Genomic DNA, 22,037 nt, shown 5'->3' with positions numbered 1-22,037 from the left:
GCCGGCATCGACACGGGAAACAAGGATCAACAAGCGGCCTGGCATAGGGAGCTGCCGGAATGTGCCGGAATGTGCTGCGCGTTCGATGCTTTACCACCGCAACGCTGCAATGTGAGAATGCAACCAGACAGAATTGGGGGAAAAACATGAGTCAGGGAGAAGGACTTGGCGCAAGCAAGGCCCGCAAGCAGCGGAATGGTCTTGGCTTTGCGCTTGGAATCGGATTGACGCTTGTCATCGCGCTGGCTGCCAAGTATTTAGCCGGGCTTCCGTTCCTTAGCATTATGGGCCAGCTTGTTATCGCTATCTTGATCGGCATTCTGTGGCGTGCCACGATTGGCGTGCCCGATCAGATTGTGGCAGGCACGAATTTTTCAAGCAAGAAGCTGCTTCGACTCGGGATTATACTCCTTGGGATGAGGCTGAATTTGATGGATATCGTCCATGCGGGACCGAAAGTATTTCTGATTGCGGTCATCGTCATTATATTCGCCATTAGTGTCGTTTATGGATTGGCAAGGCTGTTCAAGGTAGAGAAGCGGCTCGGCATTCTGACGGCATGCGGCACGGCCATTTGCGGGGCGGCTGCGGTTGTCGCGATCTCGCCGCAGATTAAGGCCAAGGACGAGGAGACGGCCATTGGAGCGGCCATGGTCGCGATATTGGGCACGATCTTTACGCTTTTGTATACCTTTTTGTATCCGTTGCTCGGATTGACGCAGAATGGATACGGCATCTTCGCGGGCGCGACGCTGCATGAGATTGCGCACGTCATTGCGGCTGCGGCGCCCGGAGGCGACGGCGCGGTCGATATGGCGGTCATCGTGAAGCTGACCCGGGTGGCGCTTCTCGTTCCGGTAGCGATTCTTATCGGCATCTGGGCAAGCCGGGCCGAGCAGCGGGAGAAGGGCAACAGTACGAAGCTGTCCTGGCGCACGATACCGATTCCTTGGTTCATCCTCGGCTTCTTGATCGTGAGCGGCATCAATTCATTGGGCATCATCTCTGCAGACATCGCTTCCGGCATTGTGACACTGGCTTATATGCTGATCGCGATGGCGATGGCCGGTCTTGGCCTGAACGTCGATCTGGTCGCATTCCGCCGGCTTGGCATGACCTCATTCGCGGCGGGGCTTATCGGTTCGGTGCTGCTGTCCGGTCTCGGCTTCGCCTTGGTCCATCTGCTTGGGCTTGCCTAATTCCCCATGCTCTTGTGCGGGGAGCGGACGGCATGCCAGAGGCGGCTTCGCCGCAGCGGAGCGAAGCCGGCGCATGAGTCGATGATTCAACCGGGCCTCATGCGCCGGCCATGTCATGTGGAGAGGAAGATAAGCGATGAAGAGAGCGAAGATTACGATTGCCGGTAGCGGCAATGTCGGCGCCACCATAGCGCATTTGACGGTGCTGAAGGGTCTCGGCGATGTCGTATTGTATGACATCATGACCGAGGCAGCTCAGGGCAAGGCGCTGGATTTGCAGGAATCCGGCCCGGTGGAGGGCTTCGATTGTCTGGTGGTCGGCACGAGCCAGCCCAGCGATACGGCGAACTCCGACATCATCATCGTGACGGCCGGGATGGCGCGCAAGCCGGGCATGAGCCGGGACGATCTGCTGGATACGAACGTGAACATTGTGAAGCAAGTCGTGCGGGAGATTACACCGTATTCTCCACATGCCCTGCTTATCGTCGTGACGAATCCGTCCGATGTAATGGCGCAGGTCGCGCTGCAAGAGTCCGGATATGCGCCGGAGAAGGTGATCGGATTGGGGGGCGTGCTGGACTCGACGCGCATGCGCAGCTTTATCGCGCTGGAGCTCGGCATCTCCTGCGAAGATGTAGGCGCGCTTGTATTGGGAGGACATGGCGACGGGATGGTGCCGTTGATCCGTTACTCGCAGGCCGGCGGGGTTCCGGTTGAGAAGCTGCTCGATCCGGAGACGCTGGAGAGCATCGTCGAACGTACCCGCCACGGCGGTGCCGAGATTGTTCATCTGCTGAAAACGGGCAGCGCCTATTATGCGCCGGCTTCGTCGGTCGTCGCGATGATGGAGGCTGTACTGAAGGACAAGAAGGCGGTCATGCCCGTCTCCGCTTATGTGAAGGGCGAATATGGCATCGCGGATCTGTTCGTGGGCGTGCCGGTCATTCTGGGACGATTCGGCGTTGAAAAGATTGTGGAATTGGATCTGCTGCCTCAGGAGCGGCAAGATTTGATGAACTCGGCCGAAGCGGTCCGGAAGGGGTTCGGACAAGCTTAGCTCGGCCTTCCATATGAACGCGTTCACGCGAAGCTACGATCGGACTCGTGGCTTGCGCGCACGCACAGCGGACAAAACAGACCGTATCCTCGCGGAAGGAGATACGGTCTGTCTGTGCGTCTGCGCCGATGCAGATGGGCCGCAGCTTATCGGAACGCCGGCAGCCAGCTGCCATGCGCTTCAATCAAATCGTCGCACAGCGATACGATATCGTCGAGGCTAAGCTCGGCGGATGTATGCGGATCGAGCATCGCCGCATGGTAGATATGCTCTTTTTTGCCGGTGATGGCCGCTTCGATCGTCAGGAGCTGCGTGTTGATATTGGTCCGGTTCAGCGCGGCCAGCTGCGGCGGCAGATTGCCGACATAGGTTGGCGTCACGCCGCTGCGATCGACGAGACATGGCACCTCGACGCAGGCTTCCGCCGGAAGATTCGGAATCAGCCCCGTATTCATGACGTTGCCGCCAAGCTTGAACGGCACCCCCGTCTCCATCGCTTCGAAAATATAGGAAGCATATTCATGCGAGCGGGAATGCTCCAGCCGGGTATCGTTCACCAGCTTCTCGCGCATCTCCTTCCAGGAAGCGATCTGATTCACGCAGCGGCGCGGATATTCATCCAGCGGAATGTTCAGCTTGTCGATCAATTCCGGATAGGCCCGCTTGATGAAATAAGGATGATACTCGGCATTATGCTCGGACGACTCGGTGACATAATAGCCGAACTTGAACATCAGCTCGTAGCGCACCATATCATAGTGCTTCTCCTTCTGCTTCTCCGCCGCCCGGCGCTTAATCTCCGGATACAGATCTTGACCGTCCTTCGTCACTTCCAGCAGCCAGGCCATATGGTTGATGCCGGCGATTTTCGTCTGCACGCCCGTAGAATCCATGCCGAGATGCTCGAACAGCCAAGGCATGCACACCTGCACGCTGTGACACAAGCCAACCGTCTTCACGCCGCCATGCGTAATCATGACGTTGGTCAATACCGCCATCGGATTCGTATAATTGAGGAACCACGCATCCGGGCAGACCTCCTGGATGTCTCTGGCGAAGTCGAGCATGACCGGGATCGTGCGCAGGTTGCGGAATATTCCGCCGATGCCGACCGTATCGGCGATCGTTTGCCGCAGGCCGTATTTTTTCGGAATCTCGAAATCGGTAATCGTGCACGGATCATAGCCGCCGACTTGAATCGCGTTGACGATGTACTTGGCGCCGCGAAGCGCCTCCTTACGGTCATGGTAAGCGACGACCCGGCATGTGCTGCCGGTCGATGCAACCAGATTATTCAACATCCGCTCCGAATCCCGTAGGCGTTCGTGATCGATGTCGAACAAGGCCAGCTCGAATGATTGCAGCGCAGGCGTCAGCATGCAGTCGCCCAATACATTTTTGGCGAATACCGTGCTTCCGGCACCGAGAAACGTAATTTTACCCATAGCAAGATCATCCTTTCGGTGGACAGGGAATAAAATCTCAATAAATATTTTTCATGGTCTGATGCAACTTGCACGCAGATGCGTTACAATCAATGTATCTGATTTGACAAGAGAAGAGTATGGTTATTTTGGTCGACAGTATGGAATATTGTATCCTGATGAGGAGGACATGCCGATGGCGGAGACAGCGAATATCGCGATTAACGAGTACCCGTCCCGCGGGGAATTGACGATTCTTTTCAGCGGTCAGGCGAAGACAGAACCCCATCACCGCATCGGACCCACAGTGCATGATTATTATTTGGTGCACAGCATTTTGTCCGGCAAGGGCACCTTCGTCATTCGCGGGCAGGAGTACCAGCTTCGCAGCGGCGACAGCTTTTTTATTTTTCCGGGGGAAATGGTGCGGTATGAATCCGATGGCGAGGAGCCGTGGCAATATCGCTGGGTCGGGTTCCGCGGACAAGAGGCCGACCGGATACTGGCCGAGATCGGGGTCGGGCCGCATGTGCCTGTCTTGCAGAGCTACCGTCACCATCGATTGAACGCGCTGCTTCGCAATGTAACGAAAGCGCTTAACCGTGGCGGACATGCGGGAGATATGGAGGCGGAGGGATATTTTCGCCTGATCCTGTCTGAATATGCGCGGGCCGCAGGCGCAGCGCTGCGCTCCGGGAAGGAAGACACCCGAACCGATATCGAGCGGCAGGTGGAACAGGCGGCCAGATGGCTGACGCTGCAGCATGACAAATCGATATCTATCGACGAGTTGGCGCAGAAGCTCGGTTATCACCGGACCTATTTATCGAAAATGTTCCGCAAGCAGATGGGGGAATCTCCGATGCAATTTCTGCTGCGCATCCGGATGGAGCGGGCGCGGACGCTGTTGCTGACGACGAAGCTGACGATGGAGCAGATTGCCGCTTCCGTCGGCTATGAGGATGCGTTGTATTTTTCGAAGCTGTATAAAAAATGGTATAAGCGCTCCCCAACCGCCCACCGTGCGGAAATGCAGAGGAACCAGGTCACCGAATGCGCTTACCGGTAAAGAGCAGGCTCCGCGCAGCTTGACCGGAGTTACCGGTGCCATGGCGGCGATGGGGCGGACCCCTTTAAGGTTCAACCGCCGATGGCCGGATGCCGTAATGACAAAAAGGATAGTGCTTGCACTTGAGCACTATCCTTGCCGCCACATCATTCTACAAATAGCCGCGCAACTGGAGCAATTGAAGATATTTCACATAATAACTGTTGTCGAGTGAGCAATTTTCAAGGGAAATCCCCAGCATAATGGCAAGATCTTGAACCAAAGCGGTACAAATGCCTTGCACTTTGTAATTGCTCATCGTCTTGCCATCATCGCTTATCAGAATGATGCGGAGTAATTTACCGGAATTGATTTTACTCCATTCGGTCTCTAGTGAGTTTGGCGATCTGCCATCTGTATATTCTTCATGCAACTTTTTATCTGCATGACTACATACACGCTGTAAAATCTTTTCGTCCTCAATCTTGAAACACTTGATTATCTTGTTGTAAGTCTCCTTCATCTCATACTGTAAGTCAGTCAATGATGATTTAGGAATTTCCTCGGCCAAGTATTTCACTTTTAGCATTTTCTCAACTTCATGAATTGTGTTTTTAAATGGAAGCCGGCGCGCAATGAACTTCCTGTGAAGTTCCTCCACCTGACTGCACCTCCGCTTGTTCAAAAGAAAGAGTGTCCGCCAACGCGATTCCAAGTGTGATCATGATAATCGTCAGGCGCGGTTATACCAGTAACCGGGCACGCCTCGTTCGAGGCGCATCAAGGCCTCCAAGTAATAATAGTCGCCCCAGATGACATAGTCGTCCGGGCTGTGGCCGAGCCGCACGGCATAGGAGCCGCGCCGGAGCAAGCCGTCTTCCTCCGGGAGCTGCATCGTCGAGTAGCGGCGGACGAGCGCTTCCATCATCTTCTGCAGGCCGCTCTCGATCCAGGCGCACTCCGGATGATCGGCCGGCAGATGCGCCAGCAGCTCCTGGAGCCCTGCGGCTGTAATCGCGGAGGCGGAGCTGTCCCTTGGCGTCGAGTCTTCAGCAGCCACATCGAAATCCCAGTAGACGACATGATCCTCCGGCAGCCGTTCCAGGAAATAGCGGGCCATGCGCCGGGACGTCTCCAGGAAATGATGGTCGCGCGTATAACGGTAGGCGAGGGCGAAGCCGTATATGCCCCAGGCCTGGCCGCGCGTCCACGTGGAGCCGTTCGTATATCCTTGATGCGTCGACCCTCCGATCGGCTCGCCGCTCTCGGGCTCAAAATGAAACGTATGATACGAGGAATCATCGCCGCGCACGAGATAGCGTCTGCTCAGCTCGGCATGAATGCGCGCCACTTCGGCATAACGGTTGTCCCCGGTCATTTCCGTTGCCCAGAATAGCAGCGGCAGATTCATCAGACAGTCGATGATGATGCGGCCGCCGTTGTTCGGATCGCCCTTCGGACCCCACGCCTGAATATAGCGTCCCTTCTCTCGCCAGCGGTTCAAGAGCTTATCCGCCGCACGGATCGTCAAGTCGCGCGCCGCCGGATCCTGCTCGATAATCCACTGTGCCTTGGAAGAGAGCGAATACAGAAACCCGATGTCGTGATGATCAAGCGCGATATCTCTCCGGAGCCGCTCATCGAAGCTTCGCACCGTGCGGCGGGCCGCCTCGGCGAAGGCTTCATCCTTCGTATACTCATAGCAGAGCCATAACATGCCGCTCCAGAAGCCGTCGGTCCAGTCCGTATTGTCGTTCAGAAGATATGCCCCGCCATCCCGGCCGACATGGGGGAACCGCTCCCCGAAGCGCTCAATATTGGCTCTCGTCTTCGACACCGCGTCTTCAATAGCTTGCGCCCATAGCGTTTTCACCGTTCATTGCCCCTTTCTCGTATTGGAACGTGATCACAAGCGGGCTTTGTGAACAACCCCTATTAGCGGTTCATCCAGCCGCCGTCCACGCACAAAATATGACCATTCACGTAATCCGAGGCGGAGGAGGCGAGGAACACGGCAGGTCCGGCCAAGTCCTCCGGCGTCCCCCAGCGTCCCGCCGGAATCCGGCCCAGAATCTCCGCGCTGCGCTTCTCGTCGTCGCGGAGCTGCTGCGTGTTGTCGGTCGCCATATAACCTGGAGCGATCGCGTTGACGTTGACGCCATGCTTCGCCCATTCATTCGCGAGCGCCTTCGTGATGCCGGCGACCCCATGCTTCGCTGCGGTATACCCGGGCACATTGATGCCGCCCTGGAAGGAGAGCATCGAGGCGATGTTGATGATTTTGCCGGATCTGCGCTGAATCATCAGCTTGCCGAAGGACTGGCACAAGTAGAAGACGGCATGCAGATTCAATTGCAGCACCTCATGCCAGTCCGATAACGGATGGTCCGCCGCGGGCGTACGGCGGATGATGCCGGAATTGTTCACCAAGATATCGACCTTGCCACCGGCGGACTCCAGGCATTGTTCGACAACGCTTTCAATTCTGTCCAGATCTTTCAGATCGGCCTGAATGAAGGTGGCCTTAATCCCGAGATCCTGCAGCTTCTGCAGCGGCTCCTCGCGAACGTTGTGAGAGACGAGAATCAGATCGGCGCCTGCCCGGGCCAGACCCTCGGCGATGCCGTAGCCGAGGCCGATGCCTCCGCCCGTTACGACGGCGGTGCGGCCCCGTAAATCGAAGATGGATTGCATACACCTTCCTCCTTGGTAACTGACATATTCGATGGATGGTTGAGTTGAGGACAGGTCCCGGCCGCGCGCTTACAAGATCGCCGGGACTCCTGCCGCTATATAGGTCGCCCTCGCTTCCTCGCTCAGGCCCCTGTCGGTGATGACGGCGGTCATGTCCGACAAGGAAGCGAAGGTCAGAAGCGCCGATTTGCCGAACTTGGTATGATCGACGACTCCGTATGAATGCTTGGCCGTCTCGATCCAGGCGCGCTTCAGATCAACCAGCTCGCTCGTGTAGATCGTTAGACCGTTCTCGGTATGAATTCCGGTGGAAGAGACGAACGCCTTCTGGATATTGAGCTTGCGGACCAGCTGCACCGCCTCGCTGCTGACGAGCAGATTGCGGTTGCGGTACCCGCCGGGAACGACGAGGCGGATGTCCGGCTTCCGTATCAGCTCGGCGATGATGAACAAGTCGTTGGTCACGACCGTCAACGATTCATGATCCAGACGCTTCGCCATCTCCAGCGTCGTGCTTCCGCCATCAAGGGCAATGATGTCGTCGGGCTCGATGAGGCGTACGGCTTTCTCCGCGATCTCGGCTTTCTCGCTCAGGTGCTGGCGGTTCGGCGCCTGCACGGGCAGCAGCCCGAGATCGGACATATTTTTCAACACGGCGCCGCCGTGAACGCGGGTAAGCAGGCCTTGCGCTTCAAGCGCTTCGAGATCGGCGCGGATTGTCTTCCCGGTCACTTCCAGCTGCTCGCTCAGCTCGTTCACTTTGACTTCCCCCTGTTGAATGAGAAGCTCCATAATTTGTTGATGGCGTTTTACATTGGACATTTTCTTCAAATCCTTTGCTTCATATCCTTTACGTTCTTTACTTTAAATCCTTCATATCGACCATATCCATGTCTTCGAATGTCTGGTTCTCTCCGGCCATGCCCCAGATGAACGTATAATTGCTTGTGCCGACGCCGCTATGTATCGACCAGCTAGGGGAAATGATCGCTTGCTCGTTCCGAACGACGACATGGCGCGTCTCTTGCGGCTCGCCCATCAGATGGAAGACGACACCGTCCTCCGGCATATCGAAATAGAAATAGACTTCAGAGCGGCGATTATGGGTATGGCAAGGCATCGTATTCCACATATTGTTCGGCTTCAGCAGCGTCATGCCCATGACGAGCTGGCAGCTTTGCACGCCGCCTTTATGGATATATTTATAGATGGTGCGCTCGTTGGAGCTCGACAGACTGCCGAGATGCTGCGGCGTTGCCTTGCTGATGGCCACCTTCTCCGTTGGATACGTCTTGTGCGCCGGCGTCGAGTTGAAGTAGAAGCGCGCCGGGCGGGCAGCCTCTTTGCTGGCGAACGTCACATCCTTGCTTCCCATGCCGATATAGAGACAGTCGCGCGGCTCCATGTCATAGGCAACGCCGTCCACGGTGATGACGCCTTCTCCGCCGACATTAATAATTCCGATCTCCCGCCGCTCCAGGAAATAATCGGCGCCCATTTCCTTCGCGTCCGCTTCCAGCTTCACCGTCTTCGTCGTCGGCAGGACGCCGCCGGTAATGTACCGGTCGACATGACTGTACACCATTTGAATCTCATTGTCGATAAACAGTTTCTCGATGAGAAATTCCTCGCGCAGACGGGAAGTGTCATAGCCCTTCGCGCCTTCAGGATGACAAGCGTAACGGATTTCCATGATATGATTTCCTCCTTAGGATAAGTAAATGATGAATGCTATCGTTCATAGTATAGCTTAATGTTCATTTAGGTTCAATTAAATGTTTATATAAGTTTATTTTATGGCGAGTTATATGTTCGTTTCGAAAAAAATGAACCTTGAATAGCAGGCAGGCATAAAAAAACCTTTGCCCGCAGGGGATGAACCCCGTGCGGGCAAAGGTATTAGGGCCGATGCGGCCAACTACATCAAATAGTATAGGGCGACAATGATCACGATCGATGCCGCCGTGAACACCAGGATATTGCGGATATCCCGATTAATGACCTTCATATCGGTCTTCAATTGCTGGCCTTGCTTGCCGCTGTTCGCCGCAGGCTTGGCTTGATCTGGACCGGTTGCCTTCATCTGCCACACCTCCTCGCCGCTTAGGCTGCAGGTCCGGATTCGGACACTTGCAATCTATTCGGCGAAGACGAAGCGCGAGGTGTACTTCAACGGCCGCAAGAGAAGCCTGCGGCGCAAAATCAGATACGGCACGCGGAACCGGAAGCGTGGAACGGCGCTTCTGGCGAGAAGCAGAAGCAGGTAGAGCATGAACAGAATCTTCCACGTCACGAACGTATGGATCTTCACCACATATTGATGAAGAGAGCCGACAACGGACTCGTAATGCCGGTCATGCTGATAATAGGCGCTTCCTTCCCCCAGCTGCAACGGTTCCTCGGGCGCGGAGGGCAGCAGGGAAGAGGCGAGCAGGGCGATTACCGAGATGAAGATAACCGCGTAGCGGATCCACGATGGATACTTATGGTGAATCACTGCCGTCCTCCTCTCCTTGCCCTGCCACCTTCGCATGGACCCGGGCCGATCTCTGCTATGAGATTACCATATTGTCAGGGAAGGGACAACATGCGGCCTACAGTCCGGCATTCTTGGCATCTCCGCGCGCCGATGAGGCGGACCCGAGGCCGAGCGCGCCACGCTTCAGCCCTGGCAGCAGCACGAAGGCGAAGGTAACGAGCGGCGACAGCCAGAGAAAGAACGCATAAGGCGCGTAGTCCAGCACCGGCAAGCCGAGGGCGCCGGTCATCATCGCGCCGCTGACGCCCCACGGGATTAACGGGTTGACCAGCGTGCCGCAATCCTCCAGCGTCCGCGACAGCGTCTTCCGCGGAATATTCCGCTTGTCATACTCATCGGCGAACAACTGCCCCGGTAGCAGGATGGACATGTACTGCTCTCCGGTAATGACATTCACGCCGATAGAGCTCAGGCCGCTTGCGACGACGAGCGATTCCTTCTTCCGGATCGGCGCGATGAGGCGATGGAACAAGGCGGGTATGACTCCGCCATGCTGCAACAGCCCGCCCATGCCGAATGCGATGGCGATAAGCGCGATCGTGCCGGCCATCGACTGCAAGCCGCCCCGGTTCATAATGCGGGCGGTATCCTCCAGGGCGAAGCTGCCCGAGAATCCATAGTGCATCACGCTGATCCACTGCCGGATATCGTACGCATGCTGAAGCAGCGCCGCCACAGCCAGGCCGGAGCCGATGCCAAGCAGCATCGTCAGCGCGACAGGCACCCGCTTGAACGCAGCGATGAGCACGACGGCCAGCGGGAGCAGCGCCCACGGCGTAATATGGAAGCTCTGCCCGATATCGCGCTGCAATGCTTCCAACGCCTCCATATCGGGCGCGGAAGAGGAGCCGATTAACGCGAAGGCGATACAGGTAAGAATGAACGCCGGTACCGTCGTCTTCGTCATGTTGCGGATATGATCGGGGATCGATACCCGGGCCACGGCTGAGGCGAAGTTGGTTGTGTCGGACAACGGGGACATTTTGTCTCCGAAGCAGGCGCCCGATACGACCGCTCCCGCAGCGATCGCGGGATGGACCCCCATGGAGGCGGCCATGCCGACAAGGGCGACCCCGAACGTGCCGACCGTCGTAAGCGAACTGCCGACGAACATCGAGACAATCATGGTAAGCACCAGCGCGCTCAGGGTGAACCATTGCGGCTGGAAGAGGGACGTGCCGTAGAAGAGCAAGGTCGCCACCGTTCCGCTCATCATCCAGACTCCGATGAGAATGCCGATCAGCGTCAGCAGGAGCGCAGGCTGGACCGATGCTTGCAACCCGCGGACGAAGGCTCGCTCCACGTCGTCCCAGGACCGGCCGAACAGCAGCAGGAGTCCGCCGGCCGCAACCGAAGCGGCAATCAGCGGAATATGCGGCTCTACCCGCCATCCGAGAATCGGGACGATGAGAATAAGCAGAATCGCAATGAAGATCGTAACGCTCTGCCCGAACCGAAGCGTCTCCTGCTCGGCAGTGCTCGTTGATGAATTCATAATTTACATCTCCTTAATTGATAGGCGGAACAAGCCGGGCGCAAGATTGACATGCAAGGCGATGGTATTATCGCGCGAGAACGCATTTTCGCATGGTCGCTTACCCGCTTGACCGCGATAAAGCAAAATAATAGTACATAGTCTACTTTATCGGGGGTTGTCCGGATGGTCAAGGGAAGTTACTGCCAGCGGCAGGAATGAGGGATAGATCGACGGAGGTCAAGTCCAATGACAAGAACGAGCGCACTCGACTGCGGATTGCCGGAGGCAAGAACGAGTGTACGCGGCCTGGCAAAAAAATAGCGCGTTCCGGGGAACACGCTCAGAGTTGACAAAGTCCTGTCGACAGTCTTTTTTCTTCGGAAGGGCGGGGCCGGGGAAGGCAGAACAGGTTAGGTTAGGACAAGCTGCTCCGTGCATGAGGCTAGAGCGTCCGTGCATGAAGTAAGCTATCCCCGTATGAAAATGCTGCACAGGCGCAGCATTTTTAACCTCAAGAGGCTAAATTCCGAGAAAATCCTGCAAAATTACATTATTTCGCCATTTTGAACGCTATTTATGCCTTGCCGTAGGGTAATTGCTGTATTTTTGCAGCAATCCTATTTTCGCAGCCTCGTATCAATGAAATTGCTGCATTTTTGCAGCTTTGGTGGAGCAGGTGACTAGAGCGGCGGGAGATAATGCAGCCTTAGTGGGGTGGGATGACTAGGGCGGCGGGATTAACGCAGCTTCAGCCTCTTTGGTGAAGCAGATGAAAAAGCCATCGGCTACCTGTTTGGCGTTCGATCAATCCAGCTCGCTGAGGATAATCAATCCGTATTTGCAGCGCAGCCAATCGCTTGGTGCAGCGGATGATAATAGATAAAAAAAACGTAAAGAACTCCCGCGGTTGCAGTATTTCGCGGGAGTTTGTCTTCAATCTGATCGCGTTCCGAAGGAACGCGCCTTATCTTCGTGTCTATCCCGATTATGCTCCGTCCTTCACCTCGACGATAAGCTCGATCTCCACCGGCGTATGGAACGGCAAATCGCTCGTTCCGATAGCGGAGCGGGCATGGCGGCCCGCCTCGCCGAATACTTCGATCAGCAGATCGGATGCGCCGTTAATGACATAGGGCTGATCCGCGAAGCCCGGGGCGCTGTTCACGAAGGCGAGCATTTTGATCACCTTCGATACATTGTCCAGCGTGCCCAGCTCATGCTTGATGACGGCAAGCGCATTGATAATGACTTGGCGCGCCGCTTCCTGGCCCTGCTCGATCGTCAGATCGGATCCGAGCTTGCCTTCATACATCAAGACGCCGTTCATCCGGCAGTCCATGCCGGACGTGTAGACGAGATTGCCCGTGCGCCGGGATGGAATATAGGAGAACTTCGGTTCCCCGACTTCCGGCAGTTCAATCCCCAATTGCTGCAAACGTTGTTCGATTTGTCCCATATCGTTCATTTCTCCTTCCGTATGATGACGTTAAGCCATGAGTACTTCTCCTTCTCTCATTACCAGCTGCAGCCCCGCGCCTCGACAGACATCGGCGTTACCCCGTCCGGGGTGATATACTGGACCGAATTGTATAAGTTCAACGTGCTGCAAATATGATTCGGCACGATGTGGAGCCGATCCCCGACCTCCAGGCCGTGTCCCGGCGCAATGCGTATCATGCCATGCTCTTCCGTCAGCCGCTCCAGCACCGCTTCGGGCGCTTCGAGCACATGCCCGAAGCCGCGCAGATAGAGGGGCGCGGTGTTCGGCTGCACGTCGGTCGCGAACGCTTTGCTGCCGCCGTCGACGATGACGGTATCCTCCTCGGGGCAGCTCACGACCGTGACGACGACGGCTCCCGCGCAATCCTTGAGACTGCAGCCGCCGAAGGCGGCCTGCATCCGATCCTGGAACACGTACGTGCCCGGCCGAATCTCCGTCACGCCCGGCACGGCAGCCGCATACGCGCCCGTCGGGGTCGACCCGACACTGACATCCTGAATGTCGCAGCCGGCTTCGCGCAGCCCTTCGGCGATGCTGACCATACGCATGCCTTCGTCGACACCGGCGCTGCGGACATCCAGCGTCGCCTCCCCGTGGATCAGCGCGCCGCGGAACGTATAGATGCCGGTCAAGCGCAAATGCGGACACCCGGCGATCGCTTCCGCCACCGCCTTGACGTCTGCCGTGCGCACCCCGGACCGCTTCAGTCCGGTATCGATCTCCAGCCGCACCTCCAGGACGCCGCCGAATTGCCGGGCCTCCGCCTCCAGGGCGCGCGCGCCGGCCGCGCTGTCCACGCCCACGATAATGCGGGCGTCGGCCGTCAAGGCGAGGGCGCGCCGAATCTTGGACGGCACGACAAGAGGATAAGCGATGAAGATGTCGCCAATGCCGTTCTTCACCATCACTTCGGCCTCGGATACCTTGGCCACCGTAATGCCGACGGCGCCATGCCGCTGCTGCAGACGGGCGATATGCGGCATTTTGTGCGTCTTGGCATGGGGACGCAGCTGGACGCCATTCTTGGCGGCGATGTCTGCCATATGGCGGATGTTCTGCTTCGTCCGTTCCGCGTCGATGAGCAAAAAGGGAGTTTCCGCCTCGCGAAGCTCTCCGGCACGGGCGCTCCAGGCGGAGGGAATTCGCCGTTCGCGGCGTGTAATCTCATTGGACATGCGTGCTAGCCTCCTTACGGCACGTTAGTTCGATGATTTCTTCACTTCATCTAAATAGTTATACAGCGTATACTTCGAGATTCCCAAATAAGCGCAAATTTTCTCGCCCGACTTTTTGATGAGGAAGGCGCCCTTCTCTTCCAGCAGAGCGATCATGCGCATTTTGTCCTCCTTCGTCATGACGGCGACCGGCTTGTCGATTCGTTCCTGCGCCTCCTGGATCAGCGTATCGAGCAGATCATTCACATTGGAGACGAACGATTCCTTCACTTCCGCCTGCAGCCCGGTCATCGTAAGCGATTTAAGCACTTTCTCCGCCAATGTCAAATCCGTAATATCATAATTGATGCACAGCGACCCGATGATGCGCCCTTCGCGGTTGCGCATATATAGTGACGTTGAACGCAGCAGGCGGCCGTCCCGGGTCTGCGTGATGTAATTGATCTTATTGCCGTCCTCGGTGCTGCCGCGCAGCAGCTCCAGCCCGAGGTTGGTGCCGGGATCGCCGACCTTCCGTCCGGTGATGTGCCCGTTCTCGATGGCGATGATGGTCCGGTCATAGGGCAGCGTCAGATCGTGCAGCACGACCTCGCATTGATCGCCGAATTGGGCGGCAAGGCCCTTGACCAGCATTTGCAAAAAAGGAAATTCGTCTTGTACCGACTCCACATCGCTCCTCCTTCCAAGCATCGCCCCGCAGGAAACGTTCACGAGGCTGCCTCTATCGTAGCACAATTTATTCCATGTTCAAACAAAAAGTTTGGTGACCAAACAAAGAATTTGGACTTGGGTTTGTAACAAAATTTGGCATAGCCTTACATCTGGCAGGTTCATCATTTCATTGCTATACTGAGGCTGCATCTGTCTATTCCTTCTGATATTGTTCGCGCTTGCAAAAACAGAGGATTAGCAGATGCTTTTCTATTTCGGAGGTTGAGTATTTTAGGATATATATTTAGGATTATTGGATACCCGAAGCACCGGATAGCTCCTATAATGATGATACGAATTACAACTATTCTCATCATTACAAGAGGGGGAAAGAACGAATGAAGAAAATGAAAGCGGTTACTATCGTTGCTGCCGCGGCTCTATTAGTAAGTCTTTTTGCCGGATGCTCGTCACAGGATGGCTCTGGTAAAGACGCTGTCAAAGAGAAAGAGGGAAATGTGTTGACCGTCTATACGGCGCGCAGTGAAAGCTTGAACAATGCCGTTATCCCTAATTTTGAACAAGATACCGGGATTAAAGTCGAAGTCATCGTAGCAGGTACCGGAGAATTAGTGAAGCGTGTCGAGTCAGAGAAAAACAATCCGGTGGGCGACATTCTGTGGGCGGCAGATGAAACGATGCTCAAAAGCAAAGCGGATTTGTTCGAGCAATACGTTTCTCCTGAGGATAAGAATATGATTGAGGAGTTTCGCAACAAGACCGGTTATTTTTCCCCGGCATTTGCGGATCCAACCGTATTTATCGTGAATACCAATTTAATTGGAGATATCAAGGTGGAAGGGTTTGAAGATTTATTGAATCCCGAGCTGAAGGGGAAAATCGCATTCGGCGATCCGGCAGCTTCCAGCTCTGCTTTCCAGTCGCTGACCGCTATGCTGTATGCCATGGGGGATGGCGATCCGATGTCTTATCAAGCCTGGGAATTTGTTGAAAAGTTTATTGCCAATCTGGACGGAAAAATGTCCTCCAGCTCCGGACAACTGCACAAAAGTGTGGCTGATGGCGAGTATCCCATCGGCTTGACATGGGAGGATCCTGTGGCCAGTTATATGAAGAATGGGGCGCCCGTAGATATTGTCTTCCCGAAGGAAGGGGCCGTGTTCCCGGGTGAATCGGTCCAGATTATCAAAGGGGCGAAGAATCTTGAAAACGCCCAAAAATTTGTAGATTATATGCTGTCTGAAAAAATACAAAATTTAGTAGGCAGCGAGCTTACGGTCAGACCGCTTAGAGAAGGAGCAAAGCTTGCTTCTTACATGGTGCCGACAGAACAGATTGTCTTAGCCAAAAATTTTGATGAAAGCTGGGTGTCTGATCATAAGGATGAGATTACGGCTAAGTTCAACGAATTGCTTGAAAGATCTCTCGATTAACTTGTGTACAACGGGGATAGCTATCGCTGCTAAAAGTGTGAGTTCAAAAAGTCAAACTTTCAGCTAGGGATTGAGGAGGGGAGCAGATTGAGCGTTGGAATTCAGGTTGACAACGTAGTCAAACGCTTTGAGGATAGAACCATCATAGACGGCTTATCGCTTAATATAAAGCAAGGTGAACTCTTTACACTGTTGGGACCCTCCGGGTGCGGGAAAACAACGTTGCTCCGCATGATTATCGGCTTTCACTCGATTGATGATGGAGTCATTACAATTGATAACCAGGTGATAAACGATATTCCCGTAAATAAGCGCAACATGGGAATGGTTTTTCAAAATTATGCCATCTTTCCGCATATGTCTGTGAAGGACAATGTCGCTTTTGGCTTGAAGAACAGGAAGCTGCCCAAAGCTGAAATCGAAAATAGAATTCAGGATATTTTAAATGTGGTCAAAATCGAAGAATATAAAGATAGAATGCCGGACAAGCTGTCTGGCGGGCAGCAGCAGCGCGTGGCCTTAGCCAGAGCTTTGGTCATTCATCCTCAAGTATTGCTTATGGACGAGCCGCTGTCCAATCTGGATGCCAAATTAAGAATTGAAATGAGAAACGCGATCAAAAGCATCCAGCAGCGGGTAGGCATTACCACGGTATACGTCACTCATGATCAGGAGGAAGCATTGGCGATCTCGGATCGAATTGCGGTAATGAACGGCGGCGTGATTCAGCAAATCGGCACTCCGAAGCAGATCTATGAACGTCCGGCCAATGTGTTCGTATCGAAGTTTATCGGGACCTCCAATTTAATAAAAGCAAAGGTAGAAATAGAGGATGGGCAAAAGTGGATCAACTTCGGAAATCGCTATAGAGAGAGCATGCATAACCTGTCCGATCATCTAGCAGACGGGACACAGGTTTTCGTATCCGTAAGACCGCAGGAGTTTGTTATCGGTTCAGATCAACAGGGTCTCAGAGCGGTTGTGCAAAGCAGCATGTTTCTGGGCGTAAATACGCATTATTTTGCCGAGCTGGCAGACGGAGAGACGGTAGAAGTGATCCAGGATGCCGATATCTCGGACATTATCGCGAATGGAAGCGAAATCTATCTGCGAGTGAAAGCGAATAAAATCAATATTTTTGATATCGAAAAACAGGAGAGTTTGATCAAAGCGGGTGGCGAATATGGCGGCAAATAAGAAGCGAATATTTAGCGTCTGGAACATTTCTTCCATCCTTATTCTAGCTGTTTTCCTTCTCTTTATTCTGTTTCCGCTGGTCCTGGTCCTGAAAAAAAGTATCTTTGACCCTTACACGGGAGAACTGACTCTCAGTTACTTTAGCAAATTTTTTGAGCGAAAATTTTACTGGATTACCTTAGTGAACAGCTTTAAAGTCACGCTGGTAACGACGGCGCTGTCGGTAGCCATCGGCTTGCCCATCGCCTATGTCATGAGGAAAGTGAAGATTAGGGGAAGCAAATATCTCCAAATCCTAATTATTATTTCATATCTGTCGCCGCCATTTATCGGGGCTTACGCCTGGATTCAATTGCTCGGCAGGAATGGCGTGATTACGCAATTCATTAATGATTTGTTCCATGTTCAACTGAATGGAATTTACGGATTTCCGGGTATCGTGCTCGTTATGACGTTGCAATCCTTTCCTTTGATTTATATTTATATTTCGGGGGCCTTGCAGAATCTGGACAATTCACTGAATGAGGCCGCGGAGAGTCTCGGTTATTCGGCGGTACAGCGCGTGTTCAAAATTATTGTCCCGTTAATTATGCCTACGGTCTTGGCGAGCGCGTTATTGGTCTTTATGCGTGTCATTGCGGACTTCGGGACGCCGATGCTGATCGGTGAAGGATTCAGGACGATGCCCGTCCTCATCTATACTCAATTTATGAGCGAGGTGGGGGGAGATGATGGATTTGCCGCTGCGCTGTGTGTCCTTATTATCTTGTTAACCATCTGCTTATTCATGGTTCAGCGTATCCTTGCAAGATACTACTCCTATTCGATGAGCGCATTAAAGCCGATGGTTCCTGAGCAAAGTAAAGGGATGAAAAATATAATCGCGCACGGAGCAGTCTACTTTACGGTTCTGTTGGCCATCCTGCCTCAGTGCGTGGTTATCTTTACATCCTTCCTGGCAACGAGGGGAGGCCAGGTATTTACGTCCGGATTTTCGTTGAACAGCTACCGGGACATCTTATTTAACAAAGATACTTCGGTTATTTTCAATACGTACCTGATTGGTATCGCGGCGATCCTGATTATTGTGGTATGCGGCATCATGATTTCCTATTTGACCGTAAGAAAAAGAAATGCCCTCACATCCACCTTAGATACGATCTCGATGTTTCCGTTTATCATTCCGGGCTCGGTGCTGGGGATTGCCTTTCTCTTTGCTTTCAGTCAATCACCGCTCCTGTTAAGCGGTACGATGTTTATTATGATTATGGCTTTTGCGATTCGAAGAATGCCGTATACGATTCGTTCAAGTACGGCGATTATCAGCCAGATCAGTCCCAGTATTGAAGAAGCGGCCATCAGCTTGGGCGCATCTGAGACGAAAGCGTTTACAAGAGTGATTGTGCCGATGATGATGCCTGGCGTTATCGCCGGCGCGATAATGAGCTGGATTACCGTCATTAGTGAATTAAGCGCATCGATCATCCTGTACACGAGCAAGACCCAAACGTTAACAGTGTCTGTATATACAGAGGTGATTCGAGGTAATTATGGAAACGCATCAGCGTATTCGACCCTATTAACGCTGACCTCCATCCTCTCGCTGTTCCTGTTCTTCAAGCTGACAGGGAAGAAAGACATTAGTGTATAGCAGCGCAAGATAAGCCCGTTCCGAAGCTCTTCGCTTTACTCCATAGGTTGGCGCGAACAATGCAAGTATCCCGGGTTCCTGGCGCCTGCACAGAATGTGCGGCACAGCGTCCCGATGGATGAGATGAGCTATGGAGTAAAGCGGGGCAGCCTTTACGTTACGGTCACAAGCAAGCCATGCAGCAGATGGGGTGGGGAGAAACTATCATTCTAAGAAACGTCAGGTGATGTGAATGATGCAAAAATCCAATAAGTTCAAAGACTATATCAGGAAAACGTTTGTTCGTTCCGGGGCCGTTCTTGTGTTATTGATTTTTGCATTGTTTATACTTTCCTTGCTTCTCACGTGCAGGGAAACCATCGTTCAGACGAATCGATCCTATAATGCGGGGCTTAGCCAGCTCATAGAGACAGAGGTTCAGCAATACGCAGAGGGACTGGACAGGCTGACTGAGGACAAAACGATACGATCTGTTTTCGAAAATAAAAACGGATTCATTGAAGCGAATCAATTACTTTACCGGTGTGTTAAGGAGCGAAAAATAAAAGCAAACTTTGTTCTTTTGGATCACAAGCAGCATATCGTCTCCACGAATTTTTATCAAAGCGACCAAAAGATTTTATCCAATAGCTACGTGCTCAAGGATTTGTTGTTGAAGCTTCAGGAACAGGGAAATGAAGTTTATGGCGGCATAAATAAAATATCCTTCGAGCAATTTCGGAAATCACCGTACTTGTTGGCCAAGCCGATAACCAGCGGCAATGAAGTGCGCGGTTACCTCCTGTTTTTTCTCACGGACCTGGGCGCCTACATCCATACTAGAGATGCCGATATGATTGTGGTGGCGGATCGGTTTGACAACATTATCTATACCTCACATGACTCGCTAAGAAACGGCATGGGCAAATCCACGATTCCGTACCGGACCGATCAAAAAATAATCGCGATTCATGATTCCTATTACTATATGACAGCGAATGAAACAGGGAATGGGAACATCCATATTCTTACGATGACATCCATGAACAATTTCACGCAGTTTCTGGTGATAGGAATCGTCATTTTATTGGGCTCAGGCCTGATTCTGCTGGCCTTGATCCATTTAGTCGTGCCGAAGCTCATGAAGCGCAATCTGCAATCCTTTGACTCCTTCATCTCTGCCGTGGATCAATATAAGCAGGGGAACATGGATTACAGGCTTGAAGCGAGAACCTTTGATGAATTTCAAACCATTTATGATGAATTTAATAACATGATGTCCAAGATACAGCTGCTGATGAAGCATAATGATGAAATCGCGGAAAGAAAGAGAAAAATGGAGATTAAGCATTTAGAAAATCAGTTTAATCCGCATTTTGTGTTTAATGTGTTGGAAATGCTGAGGTATGAGATGTTATTTGATGCCAGGAACGCATCAAATATTGTGGTGATGTTTGCTAATTTAATGAGATATTATATTCATTATGGCAATGGAGATGTCGCGCTCCACACCGATATAGGTTACATGGAAGACTATTTGCGGCTGCAAAAAATGAGATTTAACACAAGATTAGATTATGAGATGGATATCGATCCGGCCCTTTTGGACTATAAAATACCGAAATTATTATTGCAGCCCATCATTGAAAACAGCATCAAGCATGGACTTGAGCATACGAAGCATTTATTGATCCGGATTACGATTAGACAAGCCGGGGATGACATTGAAATCGCAGTCGAGGATAACGGACAAGGGATGGAGGAGGAAAGGCTCGATTATATCCGAAAGTTATTAGACGATAAGGATGCCATGCCAGAGCATGTCGGATTATACAACTCCCATCGAGTGATGCAGCTTTTATACGGACCGGCTTACGGGCTTTCCATACAAAGCAGACACGGCGCCGGGACAACAGTGATAGCGAGAATCCCTTATATAGGAGATGTGAACAATGTATAAGGTATTAATCGTAGAAGATGAGGATATTATTCGAAATGGTCTGACCTATATGGTGGACTGGCCGAAGCTGAATTGTATCGTCGTGGGAAGAGCTGAAGATGGAATCGAGGGCGTGGCCAAAATCAAGGAGCTGCAGCCTGATATTGTCATTACCGACGTGAGAATGCCTTTTCAAGATGGAATCCAAATGTTAAAGCAAAGTAAAGCAGAGCATGACTATGAAGCCATCATTATTTCCGGATATAGCGAGTTTGAATATGCCCGGCAGGCGATATCGCTATCCGTAAGCGAATATTTGTTGAAGCCGATTGACTTTGACAAATTACATGCGGCGATGGTCAAGCTCATCGCCAAAATACAATTAAAACGACAGCGCCAAAACGAGAAAAAGTCCTTTGAAGAGCGACATTTCTACAATGAGTTATTGGATATTCAATACCTTGAAGTTCGACATAATAAAACGAAATATGTAGACAGCATGATTGAATATATTAAGCACCATTATTCACAAAAAATTTCTATCAATGATCTTAGCGCCAGCCTTCAGATTTCAACGGTCTATTTATACTCCAAATTTAAAGAGGAAACAAGCTATACATTCAATGATTTTCTTAACAGATACCGGATGATCAAGGCCATTGAATTGCTGAAGCAAGGGGATCTCTTAATCTATGAAATCGCGGAACGGGTTGGTTTCCAAGAATATAAATATTTTAGTCAAGTGTTCAAGAAATACATTGGGCACTCTCCAACAAGCTTTTTGGAGCAATCGATGTAGCCGCCCCTTTGTGACGCCTTCCTTTCTATTGCGCCACGCAAGCTGGCCGCCGCCCGTCCCAATGATTCCGGGATCGGTAACAGATATTTAGCTTGGCAAATCGTTCAAGTCGTTGATATACTGAACGGGCATCTGCCTCTCCTTGTGTTGTGTGATGGAACTTACAACAATACAGGATTGGCGGATGCTTTTCCATATCTCACATTTGAATGCGACAAGCTCTGATTGCAGCTTTGAACCACATCTATTG

Annotated in this window: 20 protein-coding genes; 8 read left to right on the top strand and 12 right to left on the bottom strand. The window is 52.6% G+C overall.

Annotation, left to right across the window (positions count from 1 at the left end; all coding sequences use genetic code 11):
* Nucleotides 1-146 precede the first annotated feature (146 nt).
* Together NNL35_RS22230 and mdh are read left to right on the top strand one after the other, a co-directional pair.
* Nucleotides 147-1,199, top strand: coding sequence for a YeiH family protein (locus NNL35_RS22230; RefSeq protein ID WP_040733382.1), 1,053 nt, complete (start codon nt 147-149; stop codon nt 1,197-1,199).
* Between the two features lie 136 nt (nt 1,200-1,335).
* Nucleotides 1,336-2,259: a malate dehydrogenase gene (gene mdh / locus NNL35_RS22225; RefSeq protein WP_006678746.1), complete on the top strand. Its 924-nt coding sequence runs from the start codon at nt 1,336-1,338 to the stop codon at nt 2,257-2,259.
* 146 nt (nt 2,260-2,405) lie between these two features.
* Here mdh and melA read toward each other — a convergent pair whose 3' ends face one another.
* Nucleotides 2,406-3,704 carry an alpha-glucosidase/alpha-galactosidase gene (gene melA, locus NNL35_RS22220; protein WP_006678745.1) on the bottom strand — a complete coding sequence of 433 codons (1,299 nt, stop codon included), beginning with the start codon at nt 3,702-3,704 and terminating at the stop codon, nt 2,406-2,408.
* 175 nt (nt 3,705-3,879) lie between these two features.
* On the opposite strand from melA, the gene NNL35_RS22215 reads away from it, so the two are divergent.
* Nucleotides 3,880-4,752: an AraC family transcriptional regulator gene (locus NNL35_RS22215; protein ID WP_006678744.1), complete on the top strand. Its 873-nt coding sequence runs from the start codon at nt 3,880-3,882 to the stop codon at nt 4,750-4,752.
* Between the two features lie 151 nt (nt 4,753-4,903).
* Here NNL35_RS22215 and NNL35_RS22210 read toward each other — a convergent pair whose 3' ends face one another.
* The 11 genes from NNL35_RS22210 to NNL35_RS22160 form a co-directional block, all read right to left on the bottom strand.
* A complete protein-coding gene (locus tag NNL35_RS22210) occupies nt 4,904-5,392 on the bottom strand; it encodes a hypothetical protein (protein ID WP_006678743.1) in 489 nt (162 codons plus the stop codon).
* 72 nt (nt 5,393-5,464) lie between these two features.
* Nucleotides 5,465-6,604, bottom strand: coding sequence for a glycoside hydrolase family 88 protein (locus NNL35_RS22205; RefSeq protein WP_006678742.1), 1,140 nt, complete (start codon nt 6,602-6,604; stop codon nt 5,465-5,467).
* Between the two features lie 62 nt (nt 6,605-6,666).
* Nucleotides 6,667-7,425 (bottom strand): 2-dehydro-3-deoxy-D-gluconate 5-dehydrogenase KduD, encoded by a 759-nt coding sequence (gene kduD, locus NNL35_RS22200; RefSeq protein WP_006678741.1) that lies wholly within the window; start codon nt 7,423-7,425, stop codon nt 6,667-6,669.
* Between the two features lie 69 nt (nt 7,426-7,494).
* Entirely contained in the window at nt 7,495-8,247 is a 753-nt protein-coding gene (locus tag NNL35_RS22195) for a DeoR/GlpR family DNA-binding transcription regulator (RefSeq protein ID WP_006678740.1), read from the bottom strand.
* 37 nt (nt 8,248-8,284) lie between these two features.
* Nucleotides 8,285-9,118 (bottom strand): 5-dehydro-4-deoxy-D-glucuronate isomerase, encoded by an 834-nt coding sequence (gene kduI / locus NNL35_RS22190; protein ID WP_006678739.1) that lies wholly within the window; start codon nt 9,116-9,118, stop codon nt 8,285-8,287.
* A gap of 225 nt (nt 9,119-9,343) precedes the next feature.
* Nucleotides 9,344-9,508, bottom strand: a complete 165-nt coding sequence (locus tag NNL35_RS22185) for a hypothetical protein (protein WP_158000470.1) — start codon at nt 9,506-9,508, stop codon at nt 9,344-9,346.
* Nucleotides 9,509-9,562: 54 nt separating this feature from the next.
* On the bottom strand, nt 9,563-9,922 hold the full coding sequence (locus tag NNL35_RS22180; protein WP_006678738.1) for a hypothetical protein: 360 nt from the start codon (nt 9,920-9,922) through the stop codon (nt 9,563-9,565).
* 97 nt (nt 9,923-10,019) lie between these two features.
* On the bottom strand, nt 10,020-11,459 hold the full coding sequence (gene nhaC, locus NNL35_RS22175; RefSeq protein WP_006678737.1) for a Na+/H+ antiporter NhaC: 1,440 nt from the start codon (nt 11,457-11,459) through the stop codon (nt 10,020-10,022).
* A 967-nt stretch (nt 11,460-12,426) separates the two neighbouring features.
* Nucleotides 12,427-12,897, bottom strand: coding sequence for a RidA family protein (locus tag NNL35_RS22170; RefSeq protein WP_006679772.1), 471 nt, complete (start codon nt 12,895-12,897; stop codon nt 12,427-12,429).
* Between the two features lie 59 nt (nt 12,898-12,956).
* Nucleotides 12,957-14,117 (bottom strand): alanine racemase, encoded by a 1,161-nt coding sequence (locus NNL35_RS22165; RefSeq protein ID WP_006679773.1) that lies wholly within the window; start codon nt 14,115-14,117, stop codon nt 12,957-12,959.
* 24 nt (nt 14,118-14,141) lie between these two features.
* Nucleotides 14,142-14,786, bottom strand: coding sequence for a helix-turn-helix transcriptional regulator (locus NNL35_RS22160; protein WP_006679774.1), 645 nt, complete (start codon nt 14,784-14,786; stop codon nt 14,142-14,144).
* A 380-nt stretch (nt 14,787-15,166) separates the two neighbouring features.
* On the opposite strand from NNL35_RS22160, the gene NNL35_RS22155 reads away from it, so the two are divergent.
* The 5 genes from NNL35_RS22155 (at nt 15,167) to NNL35_RS22135 (ending at nt 21,787) form a co-directional block, all read left to right on the top strand.
* Nucleotides 15,167-16,222 carry an extracellular solute-binding protein gene (locus NNL35_RS22155; RefSeq protein ID WP_040734384.1) on the top strand — a complete coding sequence of 352 codons (1,056 nt, stop codon included), beginning with the start codon at nt 15,167-15,169 and terminating at the stop codon, nt 16,220-16,222.
* Nucleotides 16,223-16,309: 87 nt separating this feature from the next.
* Nucleotides 16,310-17,419, top strand: coding sequence for an ABC transporter ATP-binding protein (locus tag NNL35_RS22150; protein WP_006679776.1), 1,110 nt, complete (start codon nt 16,310-16,312; stop codon nt 17,417-17,419).
* The gene (locus tag NNL35_RS22145; protein WP_040734386.1) at nt 17,406-19,070 is read left to right on the top strand and encodes an ABC transporter permease; all 1,665 of its coding nucleotides are present in this window, start codon (nt 17,406-17,408) and stop codon (nt 19,068-19,070) included. The genes NNL35_RS22150 and NNL35_RS22145 overlap by 14 nt, the downstream gene beginning before the upstream one ends.
* Nucleotides 19,071-19,305: 235 nt before the next feature.
* Complete coding sequence (locus NNL35_RS22140) at nt 19,306-21,009, top strand: sensor histidine kinase (protein WP_006679778.1); 1,704 nt, start codon at nt 19,306-19,308, stop codon at nt 21,007-21,009.
* Entirely contained in the window at nt 21,002-21,787 is a 786-nt protein-coding gene (locus NNL35_RS22135; RefSeq protein ID WP_006679779.1) for a response regulator transcription factor, read from the top strand. The genes NNL35_RS22140 and NNL35_RS22135 overlap by 8 nt, the downstream gene beginning before the upstream one ends.
* The last annotated feature ends 250 nt before the right edge of the window (nt 21,788-22,037 follow it).

The sequence above is a fragment of the Paenibacillus dendritiformis genome (assembly GCF_945605565.1).
Lineage (GTDB): Bacteria > Bacillota > Bacilli > Paenibacillales > Paenibacillaceae > Paenibacillus_B > Paenibacillus_B dendritiformis_A.
This window is presented reverse-complemented; position numbering and strand designations above follow the sequence as displayed.

Coding starts and splice junctions, on each gene's coding strand:
- NNL35_RS22230 (WP_040733382.1), top strand. CDS start 147: ATGAGTCAGGGAGAAGGACTTGGCGCAAGCAAGGCCCGCAAGCAGCGG.
- mdh (WP_006678746.1), top strand. CDS start 1,336: ATGAAGAGAGCGAAGATTACGATTGCCGGTAGCGGCAATGTCGGCGCC.
- melA (WP_006678745.1), bottom strand. CDS start 3,704: ATGGGTAAAATTACGTTTCTCGGTGCCGGAAGCACGGTATTCGCCAAA.
- NNL35_RS22215 (WP_006678744.1), top strand. CDS start 3,880: ATGGCGGAGACAGCGAATATCGCGATTAACGAGTACCCGTCCCGCGGG.
- kduD (WP_006678741.1), bottom strand. CDS start 7,425: ATGCAATCCATCTTCGATTTACGGGGCCGCACCGCCGTCGTAACGGGC.
- NNL35_RS22195 (WP_006678740.1), bottom strand. CDS start 8,247: ATGTCCAATGTAAAACGCCATCAACAAATTATGGAGCTTCTCATTCAA.
- kduI (WP_006678739.1), bottom strand. CDS start 9,118: ATGGAAATCCGTTACGCTTGTCATCCTGAAGGCGCGAAGGGCTATGAC.
- NNL35_RS22185 (WP_158000470.1), bottom strand. CDS start 9,508: ATGAAGGCAACCGGTCCAGATCAAGCCAAGCCTGCGGCGAACAGCGGC.
- nhaC (WP_006678737.1), bottom strand. CDS start 11,459: ATGAATTCATCAACGAGCACTGCCGAGCAGGAGACGCTTCGGTTCGGG.
- NNL35_RS22170 (WP_006679772.1), bottom strand. CDS start 12,897: ATGGGACAAATCGAACAACGTTTGCAGCAATTGGGGATTGAACTGCCG.
- NNL35_RS22165 (WP_006679773.1), bottom strand. CDS start 14,117: ATGTCCAATGAGATTACACGCCGCGAACGGCGAATTCCCTCCGCCTGG.
- NNL35_RS22155 (WP_040734384.1), top strand. CDS start 15,167: ATGAAGAAAATGAAAGCGGTTACTATCGTTGCTGCCGCGGCTCTATTA.
- NNL35_RS22145 (WP_040734386.1), top strand. CDS start 17,406: ATGGCGGCAAATAAGAAGCGAATATTTAGCGTCTGGAACATTTCTTCC.
- NNL35_RS22140 (WP_006679778.1), top strand. CDS start 19,306: ATGCAAAAATCCAATAAGTTCAAAGACTATATCAGGAAAACGTTTGTT.
- NNL35_RS22135 (WP_006679779.1), top strand. CDS start 21,002: ATGTATAAGGTATTAATCGTAGAAGATGAGGATATTATTCGAAATGGT.